Source organism: Variovorax sp. GW821-FHT10D07 (genome assembly GCF_059415325.1).
In genome coordinates this window covers 109,246-123,170 of record NZ_JBWKMZ010000001.1, presented here as the reverse complement: position 1 = coordinate 123,170, position 13,925 = coordinate 109,246, and the positions used below count along the sequence as shown (strand labels likewise).

Here is a 13,925-nt window from a genome sequence, read left to right as displayed (position 1 = left end):
GTTGAGTCGTTGCCACGGCCGGCCCCTCGCGCGGCCCGCCATTTCTGGAGAGAACCCCACACCGCTGCGGCAGGAAGCCGCCGATGCAAGGCCCGTCCCTTCTAGATGGCTGGCACCGCGCGAAACCCCGAAGAATTTTTTTCTCCCGGGCCGACGACCGCTGTCATGACGCGGTCATCGAATCCACCCTCAGCTCAGGATCAGCACACCGCCCGGCAACGACCGCGCGCTCAGGTCGAACGAGCGCTGGATCTGCAGCAGCGCCGCATCGAGCGCCTTGAACTGCAGGCGGGCGCTGAGGGTCTTGTGGCGCAGCGATGGCGCCATCAGCACGACGCGCCCGGGCCGGTAGCGGTTGATCTCGTCGATCACCGCGGACAGCGGGCTGCGCTTGAACACCAGCTCGCCCCGGCGCCAGGCCGCCGCATCGGCCGGATCGACCGCGACCGGCGCGCCGATCGACGCATCGTCGTAGCTCGCCTGCTGCCCCACACGCAGCGAGAGACTGCCCGCCGGGTGCTCGACGCGCACCTGCCCTTCGATGCAGGTCACGCAGGCCTTGCCATCGAGAAAGCGCACCTCGAACTTCCCACCCTCGCAGAGACTGCGCCCCTTGCCCGCGACCACGCCGAAGGCGCGCTCGGCGGCGCGCACGTCGACCGCCGCTTCGCCGGACAGCAGGATCAGGCCGACGGTCCGGCCCTCCGCGGCGACCTGGCGCACGCTGGTGCGGGTGTTCATCGTCACGTCGACCTGGCTCGTCAGCGCCACCGAGCGCTGTTCGCCGGCCGCGGTGCGGTAGTCCGCGTTCCACTCGTCCAGCGGCGTCCAGAGCCCCAGCGGCGGATGCACCACGGCCACGCCCGCGACCGCCGCGGCACTCACGGCCGCGCCCAGGAAGACGCGACGACCGAGCGACGACCGCTGCAGCAGCCGCTGGTGGTGGCGCGCGAGTTCCGCGCGCGTGCCCAGCAGCTTGCCGAAGGCGGGCTTCAGCAGGCGCCACTGGTCGCGCGCTTCCTCGAAGGCCTTCTGATGGCGCGGGCCGAGCGCGCGCCAGCGCTGGAACGCCTGCGCGTCCTCCTGCGTCGCCTTGCCCGAGGTCAGCAGCACCAGCCAGGCATGCGCGTCCTGGCGCAGCAGCTCGGGGAAATCGGTCTTGTCGGATGAATCGGAGAGGTCGCGCATCTCAGCTCCTTCGCCTCGCGCTGCCCGTGCGGTCCGTCGCACGCCTGCCTTCTCTCAAGATGGATTTCGCGCGGCGAATCCCCGAACTATTTCTTCTCGACATCTTCATCCCGGCCTGCCGTTTCGCTGCGCGAGGCGGGTCGCGCAGTAGTCCTGGCCCGCTTTCAATTCGTATTCGACGGTGCGCAGCGACACCCCCAGATGCTTGGCGACGTCCTGCTGCGACCATCCCTCCCAGCGCACCAGCAGCAGGATGTCGCGCCGCCGCGCCGGCATCTTCTCGAGGATCTCGTGAAGCGCCTGCAGCTGCGAGCGGTCCTCGGCCACCCGGTCCGGTCCGGCCGCGCCATCGGGCACCAGGTCGAGCAGCACCTGCGCGTCTTCGGGGGACAGGAGCTGCTGCTGGCCGCGCCGCGCCTCGAGCGCGAAGTTGACCGCCATGCGCATCACGTAGGCCTGCGGATTGGCGATCGGCCCCTGGATCTCGCCGCGCTGCAAACGCAACCAGGTGTCGTGCAGCGCATCGTCGGCGAGCTCGTCGTTGCCCACCGTGCGGCGCAGCCGGCGCTTCAGGTCGCCATAGCGCTGGACCAGGAAGCTGCGCAACAGCGGCAGGACGTCTTCGGCCATGGTCAGGGCACCGGCTGGCAGACGCGCGCCTGCGCGACGGCATCGAGCGGCAACACGATCAGCGTCAGCGGCTGCCTGAGGTCGGGCGGCGGCGGCTCGACGCGCAGCGCCGAGAGCGTCGAGATCACGGCCGCGTCGCGCTGCCGGTTGCCGGTCGACGCGAGAAGACGCGCTTGGCGCACCAGGCCGGCGGCATCCACCTGGAAGCGCAGCATCGCGCGGTAGTCGCTGGGGGCGGTGCGCGGGTCGGCGCACAGGGCCTTCCACACCCCGGCCTGCACCGAGCCGTCGTAGCGGCGATGCAGTTCGGCGGGAACATCGCGGACCGCGACCTCCGGAGCTGTCTTCAGCACGAAGGCCGCGATCCGGTCCCGGTGGCCCCCGACGTTCTCCGCCGTCAGGCCGGTTCCGGCGAGCAGCGCATGCAGCGCCGCCAGCGGCGTGTAGCGCCCCTGCACGGCCGCTGAGCTGCGGCCATCCACCAGTTCGTCGTCGAACAGCACCGACTGCCGCGCCGCGTTGGCGAACTGGTCGAGTGCGATGGGCAATGGCTGGGCCGGGATGTTGAATTCGATCTGCGACTCGCTCGATCCCGGCGCGGTGGTTGGGGACTCGATCGGCTGCGCATGCGCGGCGCCCGCTCCGGCCATGAGAGACAGCGAGATCAGTCTTCGTGCCAGCGCGACCACATGACCCAATAGCGGGGAGCCTGCCATTTCCTGTCGCGCAGCCGTCGATTCCAGAAGGGAGGAGCGACGCGAATCGCCCGGGGCCTGAAACTTAAGGACTCAAGACGACACTTTCGTGACAGCCTGCGAGCCCGCCGATGCAAGCGCGGCGGCGAGAACCCATGTCATAAATTCCACCTAGCATGGCCGCATGAGCCTGCATCGCCCCAGCCGCCGCCAAGTCCTTCGTGGTGCGACGGCCATGGCCTTCGCGTCGTCCGTCGGCGCCAGCTTCGCCCAGGGTTCCCGCGCCGCCGAACAGCCGGCGGTGCGGGTCACGCAGCTCATGGACACGTCGCCGAGCCAGCAGGCGCTGTCGCGCGACTATGCAACCGGCTTCCGGCTCGCCTTCGCGGAGCTCAAGGCCACGACGGGGCTCAACGTGCAGCTCAAGGCCGTGGAGGTCGGCGACTCGGACGCCGACGCCCAGGCCGCGCTCAAGGCCATCGGCGAGGACAGCGCACAGGTGGCGCTGGTGGGCACCGTGGGAGAACGCCTCGCGCTCGCGAGCCTCGCGCATGCGGAAAGCGGCCGCCTCGAGATCGCGCATGTCGCGCCCTGGCTCGCCGACTCGCGCTTCGATGCGAACCCGAACCTGTTCGCCCTGTTCGCATCGCGCGAGGACCAGATCCGGCACGTGCTCAAGAACCTCGCGACCATGGGCGTGGCCAAGATCGGCATCGTGTACCCGACCGCCGCTCATGCCACGGCGCTGCAGCCGGGCATGGCGCAGATCGCCGAGCGCCTCAAGCTCGAGGCGCAGGTGCTGACGGCGCCCAAGGGCCGCGACCTCGAAGCCTTCGGCGGCCAGCTGCCCGCCAGCACGCCGTACTTCCTGCTGTTCACGGGCGATGCCATCGAGCTGGCCCTGTTCACGCGCGGGCTCGCCAAACGGGGCGTGCAGCGCACCGTGGTGTGCCTGTCCGACGTCGACACCAACACCTTCCTGCAGCTGAGCCCCGGCAAGGGCGTGCCGATCATCTTCACGCGCGTGGTGCCCGATCCGCGCACCAGCAAGGTGGCGATCGTGCGCAGCTACCGCAACGCGCTGCAGCGCTTCTTCGACGAGGACCCCTCGCCGACCAGCTTTGCCGGCTACCTCGGCGGCCGCTATGCGGGCGCCGTCATCGTCGGCGCGGGCACCGAGCCCGGGCGCGCGAAGCTGCTGACCCAGTTCAAGCGCCGCGCCGCGGTGGACCTCGACGGCTGGCGCTTCGACTACGCGGGCGGATCGCGCGCCAGCAGCCAGGTCAGCCAGATCCTGTTGAACAGCAGCGGGAACTTCGTGGGCTGAAGAACGCGGGGCACGCGGGCGCGCGCGAGCCCGTCGATCGTGACGCTAAGATGCGCGCGCGGCACGGCGACGCCGGGCCGCATGCCCGTCGGCCCCGTGCCGACACGATCGAACAGGGAGAGAAAAAATGAAATTGCTGCTGTCCACCGGCGTGCTCGCCGTCTTGCTGTCTCACGGCCATGCCTTCGCGGAATCGCTCGCGCAGTCCGCGAGCGACCCGCTCCTCGAAGCCGCTGCGTCGCAGGCCGCTTCGTCGTCCTACATCAAGAGAAGCTGGGTCGGGGCCAAGCCGCTGATGGCGTCGGACCCGAACCAGGGGATCTACCCCTCGGCCCGCTGGGAGACGCGCACACGCAGCTTCCTGACCACAGACGGCCTGCCGCCACCCGCCCAGGCCGTGGATGGCCGCGGGCTCGCGGTGGCCTTCGCCCTCAACGCCGTGCTCGACGCGACGGGTGCCAAGGACTACTTCGTCAAGCGCTGAGTCGCGATCTCAGCCGGCGCGCTGGATCATCTTCCACCCGTTGCCCGACGGGTCCCGGAAGCCGGCATCGACGGTGCCATAGCGCTCCACCGGCTCCTGCGTGAACTCCACGCCCTGGGCGCGCAGCCGTTCGTAGCTCGCGCGGCAGTCGTCGACGCTCAGCACCAGCGGCGGCATCGCGCCCTTGGCCACGATCGCCTGCAGCGCCTGCGCCGTGGCCGCGTCATGCACCGGCGGACCGGGCTTGAACAGGCCGAGCTGGAACGCCGGCTGCTCGGGATGCTGCACGGTCAACCAGCGGTAGTCGCCGTTGCCGACATCGGTGTGGACGCGAAAGCCGAGCTTGCCCGCGTAGAAGGCGAGGGCCTCCTCCTGATCGCGCACATACAGACCGACCGTTTCAATACCTTGGCTCATGGAATCTCCTGTGGTTCGGCCTCGTTTGTACCGGCCGCGGCCTGGCGGCGCTTCTCCGAAACTGCTGTTTGGAGATGGGGCCGCTGCGAGGCGCTGACGATGCAGGCGGGCACGGGCCCGAAAGCCTGCGCCTCGCCCTTGCCGCGCGTGCGCACCTCGCCCGGGCTGCCGCCCGTGATGTCGCGGAAGGTGCGCCCGAAGGTGCCGAGGCTGGACCAGCCGGTGGCGAAGGCGATGTCGGTGATCGAGAGTTCGGTTTCGCGCAGCAGCGCGCTCGCGCGTTCGATGCGGCGCGTGAGCAGGTAGCGATGCGGCGGGGTGCCGAAGGCCTGCTTGAACGAGCGCGCGAAGTGGGCTTCGGAAACGCCACTGACCTGCGCCAGCCGCTCGACCGGCCATTCCTCGTGCGAGGCAGCGTCCATGCGGTCCTTGGCGCGCAGCAGGCGGCGCAGCAGCGCGGGGTCCTGAACGGGCGGCGCGGCGTCCGCACTTGCCATGGGTGTGTCTCCTTCGATGAGCATGCCGCCATGCGTCGGCATGCGGCATTGTGTCGCAGGAGCGTGCGGAGGATCTTCGCGGATGCCTACAGCGCCGGCCGCGCAGCGGATGGCGCGCGCGCATCCTTCGCCGGATTCAGGAAATCGAAGCGCGTGGCCACCGGCGAAGACTCGGGCACCACGTAGACCACGCCGCGCCGTTGCCCCAGCGCGGGCTTCACGTAGGCGTCGTAGAAGGCGGCGGGCACGTTGATGCAGCCGTAGGAAATTCGGTTGTCGGCGATGGTGGGCGAGGCCAGCCGCTCGAGCCGGCGGTCGGCCTTGTTGGTGGTGCGCACGCGGTGCATGGAGATCGCGGCGTCGTAGTCGACCCAGACAATGTCCTCGCCGCCCGTGTTGCGCCCCGGCTCGGAAGCGAAGCGTCCGGCCGGCGTGGTGCGTTCATGCGGGCGAATCTTGGCCATGGGGCGCTCGCCGATGCCCGGCACCGAATCGTCGCCGCGCGCGAGACCCAGCAGCACGGGCGATGAGCCTAGCAGCGTGCCCTTCGCGTCGAAGACGAAGACGCTCGCGGCCTTCTTGTCGACCACCGCGAAGGCGCCGCCCGCGTTGTCGCGCGCCGCGACCGCGGCCTGGGCGATGCGCTGGGCATCGGCCGTCAGCGGGGCCGCGGGCATCGCGGGCGGGGCGGCGAACGCCGCCGCGCTCGCGAGCAGCAGCGCTGCCGCCGCCGCCCGCGGATACGGAATGCCTGTGTGCATCACTGAAGCCCGCGGCCTCAGTTGCGGTCGGCGCGCGCCGGACGCATCGGCTGTGCAGCGGCCATGTTGCTGCTGCCCGAGTCCTGCGACATCGCGGAGCCGCGCATCGGAGCCGGTGCCGGGGTGGCGGCCATGGTGTTGTTCTGCGGTGTGGTGCCGGTCGTGCCCATCGGGCCGCCCGCGGGGCTCTGCTGGCCGGCGGCGGTGGCCGGGTTCGGCGGCGCGGTGGTGGGCGGGTTGCCCTGCGCGAAGGCGGCGCCGGCGGCGGTGAGTGCGAGGGCTGCGATCAGGTGAGACGTGCGATTCATGGAAATGCTCCTTGGGGAAATCCGGCAAGGCCGGAAGGTTGAGATCCGCCGGACCGGATGCCCGACATGGATCAACTTAGGCCCCACGAAAAATCGCCAGGTCAGTTCGCGGCGCGGCCTCCTGTAGGAGCGCGACACCCCAAAACGGCACGGGCCGGGCGTGCGCGACGCCCGGCCCGTGCCGGCAAATGCCATCCGGTGGCGTTGGCTACTGCGGCTTCTTCTTGAGGCTGATGACCTGCGGCTGCGTGACCGCCTTGAGCCCGTCGATGCCGAACTCCAGGCCCCAGCCCGAGCCCTTGACGCCGCCGAAGGGCACCATCGGATGGATCGCGCCGTGCTGGTTGATCCACACGGTGCCGGCCTCGATGCGCGACGCAACGGCGCGCGCCTGCTCGATGTCGGTGCCCCACACCGAAGCGCCCAGGCCCACGTCGACGCGGTTGGCCTGCGCGATCGCGTCGTCGATGTCGCGGTAGCGGATCACCGGCAGCACCGGGCCGAACTGCTCCTCGTCGACCAGGCTCGCGCCGTCCGCGATGTCGGTGACCAGCGTGAGCGGATAGAAGTTGCCGGCGCCCGCGCGCGGCTCGCCGCCGCAGACGATGGTCGCGCCGCCGGCGCGCGCCTCGTCGACCAGCCGGCGCACCTTGTCGAACTGCATGCGGTTCTGGATCGGGCCCATCGCGATGCCGGGCTGCGCGCCGTCGCCCATCGGCATCGCCTCGGCGATCGCCTTGAGCTCGGCCACCACCGCGTCGTGCAGCGCATCGGGCACGTACAGCCGCTTGGCGCAGGCGCAGGTCTGGCCCATGTTGAGGAAGGCGCCCCAGAACAGGTCCATGGCGATGGCCTTCGGGTCGGCATCGGGCAGCACGATGGCCGCGTCGTTGCCACCGAGCTCGATGGTGGTGGGCGTGAGGTTGCGCGCCGCGGCGGCCGCGATCTTCGCGCCGGTGGCACTCGAGCCGGTGAACATGATCTTGTCGACGTCGGGGTTCTCGACCAGCCAGCCGCCGACCTCGCCGGTGCCGCTGATGGTGTTGAGCACGCCCGGCGGCAGCACCTCGGCGATCAGCCGCACCATCTCGAGCGTGCCGATGCTGGTGTACTCCGAGGGCTTGATGACCACCGTGTTGCCCGCGCGCAGCGAGGGCACGATCTGCCAGATGGCGATCAACAGCGGCCAGTTCCACGGCGCGATCGCCGCGATCACGCCGAAGGGCTTGCGGTGCATCTCGTCGCGCCGCGTGGCGTCCTCGAACACCACGTCCACCGGCATCTCGAGGCTGGCCGGCACCTGGGTCCAGGCCTCGCAGCCGAACAGCTCGAAGCGCGCGCCCGGCACCTCGGTCGGGCCGACGCCGCCCAGCGGCTTGCCCTGCTCGCGCGTGACCCAGCCGGCCAGGTACTCGGCATTGCCGTGCAGCACCTCGGCCACCTTCATCAGCAGCGCGCGGCGCTCGGCGTCGGGGCGCGCGGCCCAGGCCGGCTGCGCCTTGCGCGCCGCGCGCACGGCCTGCTCGACCTGCTCGGCCGTGGAATGCGGCACGAGGCCGATGGCTTCGCCGGTGGCCGGGTTCTTCGATTCGAAGCTGCGCTCCGAGGTCACCGGACGGTTGTCGACGGTGTTGGGGTAGGTTTGAAGGCTCATGGGGCGCAGTCTGCGAGCCCGCCGCATTCGTGGCATCGCGAACATTCGCGACGGGGTAATCCCGGGGCCTTTCCCCGGGGCCCGGCGCGCCGCCCCTGCGGCAAACCCTATCGCGAAAGCTCGCGATAGCCAGGCGCGCGGGCGCTTTCCAGAATCCCGAGGGCCGCTGCCCTGCCCTCGCCGACCCCGGCCCCCTCACAACAACCGACAAGAAACCAGGAGTCACGATGCCCCACCGCCTTCCGCCCGCTCTCACCGGCCTTCGCCCGCCTGCACGCCTCGCGCTGCTGCTGGCCGGCTGCGCCCTCGCCGGCGCGGCCGCGGCCCAGGCCGTGGACGGCGCGCGCATCGCCGCGGCCGATCGCGAGCCAGGCAACTGGATGAGCCACGGCCGCACCTACGACGAGCAGCGCTTCAGCCCGCTCGCGAAGATCAACGACCGCAACGTCGGCAAGCTCGGCATGGCCTGGACCTACAAGCTCGACGTCGACCGCGGGGTGGAGGCCACGCCGATCGTGGTCGACGGCGTGATGTACACCACCGGCGCCGAGAGCATCGTCTACGCGCTCGACGCGCGCACCGGCAAGCTGCTGTGGCGCCACGACCCCAAGGTCAACGCCGAGTCGCTGAGCCAGGGCTGCTGCGACGTGGTGAACCGCGGCGTGGCCGTGTGGAAGGGCCGGGTCTACGTCGGCGCCTTCGACGGCCGGCTGATCGCGCTCGACGCGCGCACCGGCGAGCAGGTCTGGTCGGTCGACACCGTGCTCGACAAGACCAAGAGCTACACCATCACCGGCGCGCCGCGCATCGTGAAGGGCAAGGTGCTGATCGGCAACGGCGGCGCCGAGTTCGGCGTGCGCGGCTACGTCACCGCCTACGACGCCGAGACCGGCCAGCAGGCCTGGCGCTTCTTCACCGTGCCAGGCGACCCGGCCCAGCCGCCCGAGAACAAGGCCATGGCCATGGCGATGAAGACCTGGTCGGGCAACGGCTGGGTCAAGTGGGGCGGCGGCGGCACGGCCTGGGACTCCATGGCCTACGACCCCGAGCTCAACCTGCTGTACATCGGCACCGGCAACGGCTCGCCGTGGAACTACCAGTTCCGCAGCGAGGGCAAGGGCGACAACCTGTTCCTGTCCTCGATCGTCGCGCTCGACCCCGACACCGGCGACTACGTCTGGCACTACCAGACCACCCCCGCCGATCGCTGGGACTACACCGCCACCCAGCACATCGTGCTGGCCGACCTGCGCATCGACGGCAAGCTGCGCAAGGTGCTGATGCAGGCGCCGAAGAACGGCTTCTTCTACGTGCTCGACCGCACCGACGGCAAGCTGATCTCGGCGAAGAACTACGTGCCGGTCAACTGGGCCTCGCACATCGACCTGAAGACCGGCCGGCCGGTGGAGACCGGTGCCGGCAACTACGGGCCCGGCGAGCAGAAGAAGCTGGTGATCCCGGCTTTCCTCGGCGGCCACAACTGGCACCCGATGTCCTTCAACCCGAAGACCGGTCTCGTCTACCTGCCCGCGCAGGAGACCATGGCCGAGCTCGAGGCGCAGAAGGAACCGCTGTTCCTGCCGACCAAGTCGGTGGTCAACCTCGGCCTGGAGGTGCCCGAGCTGCCCGAGGACCCGAAGATCGAGGCCCAGATCCGCGGCGCCTGGAAGGGCCGCCTGCTGGCCTGGGACCCGGTGCGCCAGAAGGCCGCGTGGTCGCACGACTACGCCAGCGCCTGGAACGGCGGCACCCTGAGCACCGCGGGCAACCTCGTGTTCCAGGGCACGGCCGACGGCCGCGCCGTGGCCTATGCGGCCGACACCGGCAAGCAGCTCTGGCAGAGCCCCGTCAACAGCGGCGCCATGGCCGGCCCGATCAGCTACGAGGTCGACGGCGAGCAGTACGTGAGCTTCATGGTCGGCTGGGGCGGCGCCTTCCCGCACATCACCGGCCCGATCTCGCTGAGCGCCCGTGTGCGGCCCGAGGCGCGCGTCGTGACCTTCAAGCTCGGCGCCAGCCAGAAGCTGCCGCCCGCCAAACTCGCGCCCGCGCTGCCGCGCGCCGCCGACGTGCCGCCGCTCACCGCCTCGGCCGAGCAGATCAAGCAGGCCCGCCTCATGTTCAACGGCCTGTGCGGCTCCTGCCACGGCCTCAATGCCGTCAGCGGCGGCGTCGTGCCCGACCTGCGCTACATGAAGCCCGAGCAGCACGAGCTGTTCGCGGCCACCGTGAGCGGCGCGCGCATCAACCGCGGCATGCCGGGCTTCGCGGGCGTGCTCAAGCCCGAGGACATGCAGCTGCTGCACCAGTACGTCATCAAGCGCACGCACGACCTCAGCGCGGAGATCGCGGCCACGCGGCCGGCCGCCAAGTAGGCAAACCCCATGCCGACGCCCTGCCCGGACTGGCTATCATCCGGCCGACTTGGATGTGCAGTCGGAGATGGGCGCATGAACGACGAAGAGCTGATGGCCGCGCAACGCCAGTTGCGCCGAAGCCTGCTGGATGGCCACGGCGCCCTCCGCTGGCGGCCCGCGCGCGACCTGGCCGCGCACCTGCTGCTGCATCTCGACGAACCCGACGACTGCTGGCGCTTCGCCGCCGGCTGGCTGCGCGAGGCCTTCGACGCCGACCGCGTCGACTGCGGCTTCGGCCGCCCCGACGAAGCCTGCTACCGCCCCCAGGCCGAAGCCCTGCGCCGCGACCGCGACGTGCCATCGGTCATCGGCCTCGCGATCGACGCCGCCGACTGCGGCGTGCAGACCGTCTGGCATGCGCACGGCGTGGTGGTGCTGCGCGACGTCGAGCAGGAGCGCCGGCTCGGCCAGAGCACACGCGCCGAACTGCTGCGCATGGGCACGCGCGTGAAGATGGCCGCGCCGATCATGGACCGCGCGCGGCCGCTGGGGCTGATGTGCGTCGACTGGATGGATGCCTGCGAGCCGGCGCGCGACGAGCGCTGGGCGCGCTTCGAGGAGATTGCGGCGGTGGTGCTGGGGCCGGTGATGAGCACGGCGCAGCGCATGGCCAGTGGCGCGCGCGATGTGGGTCGGCCGGTGCATGGCGGGGATGCGATCGATCTGCTTGAGAGCCTGACGCCGGCTGAGCGCACGGTGGCTCGGCTGGCTGTCGATGGGCTGAGCTACAAGGAGATTGCGCGGCGGCTCAATCGGTCGTTCTCTACCGTGGATCACCAGTTGCGCAGTGCGCGGAGCAAGCTGGGGGTGAGTTCTACGGCGCGGTTGGTGAATTTGATGTCGGGGACGCGGTCTCACTGAGCGGCCCTCACGCGCGATACCCTCCCGGCCTCCCCCGGACGCTCACTCGACGGGCAGCTTGTATCCGGCCTTCACGGCCTTGAGAGAGAAGGACGATTCGATGGAAGTGACGCCCGGAAGCAAGCGCAACCGGGTGCTCACGAACTCGCCATAGTCCTGAAGGCTGCGGGCGACCACGCAGAGCAGGAAATCGGTGCTGCCCGACACGTTGTGGCACCACACGACCTCCGGCATCAACAGCACCTGCTCCTCGAACGCGAGCTGAAGCTTCGGGTCATGGCTCGAAAAGCGGATCTGCACGAATGCGGTGACCGCGTAGCCCAGGGCCTGCTGATTCAGCACGGCGCTGTAGCCGCTGATGCAACCCGTTTCCTCCAACGCCTTGACGCGTCGCCAGGTCGGCGCCTCCGCGATGTGCAGCTGCTTGGCAAGCGCTGCATTGGTGATCCGGCCATCGTCCTGCAAGGCGCGCAGGATCAGGGTGTCGCGTTTGTCCATTTCACACGGGGGTCGATAAAGAATCGAAAGATTCTTACCCAGAAGCAGAGGATTTGGGTAATTTTTAGAAGCACATTACCCGACGAAGAAGCCAGACTTCCAGGCATCGAATTCATCCCTCTTCAACGAGTTCTCGCCCATGGACACCGCTTCCCGCTCCTTCTCCACGCAAGCCATCCACGCCGGATATGCGCCGATGACCCATCAGGGCGCTCTCAATCCACCGATCTACTGGTCGTCCACCTATGCGTTCGAGAACGCCGCCCAGGGATCGGCCCGGTTCGCCGGGGAGGAGGCCGGGATGATCTATTCGCGCGTCACCAATCCGACCGTCCAGGTGCTCGAGGAGCGGCTTGCCGCGCTCGAAGGCGGTGAAGCGGCCCTGGCCTTCGGTTCCGGAATGGGCGCCATCTGTACCTTGATCTGGACCTTGCTGCGGCCAGGAGATGAACTTCTGGTCGACCTCACGCTTTATGGCTGCACGCATGCCTTGGCCAACCACCTTCTGCCCGAGTTCGGCATCGTGACCCGGGCCGTGGACTTCACTCGACCCGACGCGCTGCGTGAGCAGCTGAATGCGCGGACCAGGCTCGTGCTGTTCGAGACGCCCGCCAATCCGAACATGCGGCTGGTGGACATCGAAGCCGTGAGCGCCGTCGTGCATGCCCACAGCACCGCGCTGGTCGCGGTCGACAGCACCTACTGCACGCCGTACCTGCAACGGCCGCTGGCCCTCGGCGCCGACGTCGTCGTGCATTCGCTCACCAAGTACATCAACGGCCACGGCGATGTGATCGCCGGGGCGCTCGTCGGCGGCAGCGAACTGATGGCGCGGATGCGCTTCGTCGGCATCAAGGAACTCACGGGTGCCTGCATGTCGCCGATGGACGCGTTCCTGGTGTTGCGCGGCCTGAAGACCTTGCCCGTGCGCATGGATCGCCACTGCCGCAGCGCACAGCGAATCGCCGAGTTCCTCGAGGCATGTCCGCAGGTGGCGGTCGTCCACTACCCCGGTCTTGCGTCCCATCCCCAGCATGCACTGGCCCGACGCCAGATGACACAACCGGGCGGCATGATCGCGTTCGACCTGCACGGCGGCGTGGAGGCCGGAAAGCGCTTCATCGACGCGCTCCAGCTCGTGACGCGAGCGGTGAGCCTCGGCGACGCGGAGAGCCTGGCCCAGCATCCCGCCAGCATGACCCATTCGCCCTACACCGAGGAAGAGCGCCGCCGGCATCTCATCGGCGACGGGCTGGTGCGTCTTTCCGTGGGCCTGGAGGACGAAGCCGACCTGCTGACCGACCTGCGGCAGGCCCTGGAATCGGCGACGCGCTGAAACGGAGGCCAAGTCCATGTCCTCTTCGGCAAACGATCAGACCGACCCGCTGCGCTGGCACCACGACGACGCCGTGACGACCGTGGTGCTCGACCGCCCGCGACGCCGCAACGCGCTCGACAGCGCGATCGGCCTGCGTGGGCTGACGCTCAGGGTCGACGCTCACGGCACCCGATCGCATCAGGCATGCGCGGCGCTGCTTCAGACCCATCCTGTATCGCTCATTGGGGTCCGTGATCGAGGGATGCCGAAATTCTATTTCTGATCAGATGAATTGGATTCTATTATTTCAATTGAATCCGCAGATTCCGGATCGATCTCGAGACACGTCACTTCTATCAACGCCAATTGAGAAGAGACGATCGTCGATAGTTCTTCCAGGAAGCTGCGTCGATCAGATCGATTGCATATCAGAAAAAATCATTTTTCCAGGCATCCAGAGGTCCAATGAAAGCATACATCGTCGCCCAAATTCACGTCGCAAACCAAACGCTGTACAACGAGTACATAGCACTCGCACCTGCAACCGTTGCAGCATTCGGTGGCAAGTATCTTGCCCGCAACGGGCGCAAGCTCGCACTGGAAGGCGAGCTGCAGGACAGTCGGCTCGTGGTGATCGAGTTTCCTTCGTTCGACGAAGCGAGGGCCTGGTATTCATCTCCCGACTACCAGGAGGTGGTCCAGATCCGGCATCGGGCAGAGCACAGCAGTTCGATGATGTTGATCGAGGGACCGGAACGAGCCGTTATTTGATTCATCGGCAATGGATGCCTGGGTCTGCGCTCGTAGACCGGGTGCCGTAGCGTTCATCGATATCGCGGTTCTCACGGCTTCAACTCGCCGCCAGAAGCG

At 68.9% G+C, this 13,925-nt stretch carries 16 protein-coding genes; 7 read left to right on the top strand and 9 right to left on the bottom strand.

What is annotated here, in order from left to right:
- Positions 1-189 precede the first annotated feature (189 nt).
- From AC07PU_RS00555 to AC07PU_RS00545, 3 genes are all read right to left on the bottom strand, one after another.
- Entirely contained in the window at positions 190-1,188 is a 999-nt protein-coding gene (locus AC07PU_RS00555; RefSeq protein WP_495314320.1) for a FecR family protein, read from the bottom strand.
- Between the two features lie 105 nt (positions 1,189-1,293).
- The gene (locus tag AC07PU_RS00550; RefSeq protein WP_495314318.1) at positions 1,294-1,818 is read right to left on the bottom strand and encodes an RNA polymerase sigma factor; all 525 of its coding nucleotides are present in this window, start codon (positions 1,816-1,818) and stop codon (positions 1,294-1,296) included.
- Between the two features lie 2 nt (positions 1,819-1,820).
- The gene (locus tag AC07PU_RS00545; RefSeq protein ID WP_495314316.1) at positions 1,821-2,534 is read right to left on the bottom strand and encodes a TonB family protein; all 714 of its coding nucleotides are present in this window, start codon (positions 2,532-2,534) and stop codon (positions 1,821-1,823) included.
- 163 nt (positions 2,535-2,697) lie between these two features.
- On the opposite strand from AC07PU_RS00545, the gene AC07PU_RS00540 reads away from it, so the two are divergent.
- Positions 2,698-3,840, top strand: coding sequence for a type 1 periplasmic-binding domain-containing protein (locus AC07PU_RS00540; protein WP_495314314.1), 1,143 nt, complete (start codon positions 2,698-2,700; stop codon positions 3,838-3,840).
- Positions 3,841-3,967: 127 nt separating this feature from the next.
- Positions 3,968-4,324, top strand: a complete 357-nt coding sequence (locus AC07PU_RS00535; RefSeq protein ID WP_296786582.1) for a hypothetical protein — start codon at positions 3,968-3,970, stop codon at positions 4,322-4,324.
- A gap of 9 nt (positions 4,325-4,333) precedes the next feature.
- Here the strand turns inward: AC07PU_RS00535 and AC07PU_RS00530 are convergent, their stop codons facing one another.
- From AC07PU_RS00530 to AC07PU_RS00510, 5 genes are all read right to left on the bottom strand, one after another.
- On the bottom strand, positions 4,334-4,741 hold the full coding sequence (locus tag AC07PU_RS00530) for a VOC family protein (RefSeq protein WP_057589938.1): 408 nt from the start codon (positions 4,739-4,741) through the stop codon (positions 4,334-4,336).
- The gene (locus AC07PU_RS00525; protein WP_093347260.1) at positions 4,738-5,238 is read right to left on the bottom strand and encodes a helix-turn-helix transcriptional regulator; all 501 of its coding nucleotides are present in this window, start codon (positions 5,236-5,238) and stop codon (positions 4,738-4,740) included. The genes AC07PU_RS00530 and AC07PU_RS00525 overlap by 4 nt, the downstream gene beginning before the upstream one ends.
- An 86-nt stretch (positions 5,239-5,324) precedes the next feature.
- Entirely contained in the window at positions 5,325-5,999 is a 675-nt protein-coding gene (locus AC07PU_RS00520; protein ID WP_093346575.1) for a L,D-transpeptidase, read from the bottom strand.
- A gap of 17 nt (positions 6,000-6,016) precedes the next feature.
- Complete coding sequence (locus AC07PU_RS00515) at positions 6,017-6,307, bottom strand: proteophosphoglycan ppg4 (protein ID WP_208507530.1); 291 nt, start codon at positions 6,305-6,307, stop codon at positions 6,017-6,019.
- Positions 6,308-6,515: 208 nt separating this feature from the next.
- A complete protein-coding gene (locus AC07PU_RS00510; protein ID WP_296786593.1) occupies positions 6,516-7,961 on the bottom strand; it encodes an aldehyde dehydrogenase family protein in 1,446 nt (481 codons plus the stop codon).
- A 227-nt stretch (positions 7,962-8,188) separates the two neighbouring features.
- On the opposite strand from AC07PU_RS00510, the gene AC07PU_RS00505 reads away from it, so the two are divergent.
- Positions 8,189-10,336 carry a PQQ-dependent dehydrogenase, methanol/ethanol family gene (locus tag AC07PU_RS00505; protein ID WP_495314309.1) on the top strand — a complete coding sequence of 716 codons (2,148 nt, stop codon included), beginning with the start codon at positions 8,189-8,191 and terminating at the stop codon, positions 10,334-10,336.
- A gap of 75 nt (positions 10,337-10,411) precedes the next feature.
- Positions 10,412-11,239: a helix-turn-helix transcriptional regulator gene (locus AC07PU_RS00500; RefSeq protein WP_495314307.1), complete on the top strand. Its 828-nt coding sequence runs from the start codon at positions 10,412-10,414 to the stop codon at positions 11,237-11,239.
- 42 nt (positions 11,240-11,281) lie between these two features.
- Here the strand turns inward: AC07PU_RS00500 and AC07PU_RS00495 are convergent, their stop codons facing one another.
- Entirely contained in the window at positions 11,282-11,737 is a 456-nt protein-coding gene (locus AC07PU_RS00495; protein WP_490875397.1) for an Lrp/AsnC family transcriptional regulator, read from the bottom strand.
- 139 nt (positions 11,738-11,876) lie between these two features.
- On the opposite strand from AC07PU_RS00495, the gene megL reads away from it, so the two are divergent.
- From megL to AC07PU_RS00480, 3 genes are all read left to right on the top strand, one after another.
- Positions 11,877-13,073: a methionine gamma-lyase gene (megL, locus tag AC07PU_RS00490; RefSeq protein WP_495314304.1), complete on the top strand. Its 1,197-nt coding sequence runs from the start codon at positions 11,877-11,879 to the stop codon at positions 13,071-13,073.
- A 16-nt stretch (positions 13,074-13,089) separates the two neighbouring features.
- Positions 13,090-13,338 carry a hypothetical protein gene (locus tag AC07PU_RS00485; protein ID WP_495314302.1) on the top strand — a complete coding sequence of 83 codons (249 nt, stop codon included), beginning with the start codon at positions 13,090-13,092 and terminating at the stop codon, positions 13,336-13,338.
- A gap of 182 nt (positions 13,339-13,520) precedes the next feature.
- Complete coding sequence (locus tag AC07PU_RS00480; protein WP_495314300.1) at positions 13,521-13,826, top strand: DUF1330 domain-containing protein; 306 nt, start codon at positions 13,521-13,523, stop codon at positions 13,824-13,826.
- The last annotated feature ends 99 nt before the right edge of the window (positions 13,827-13,925 follow it).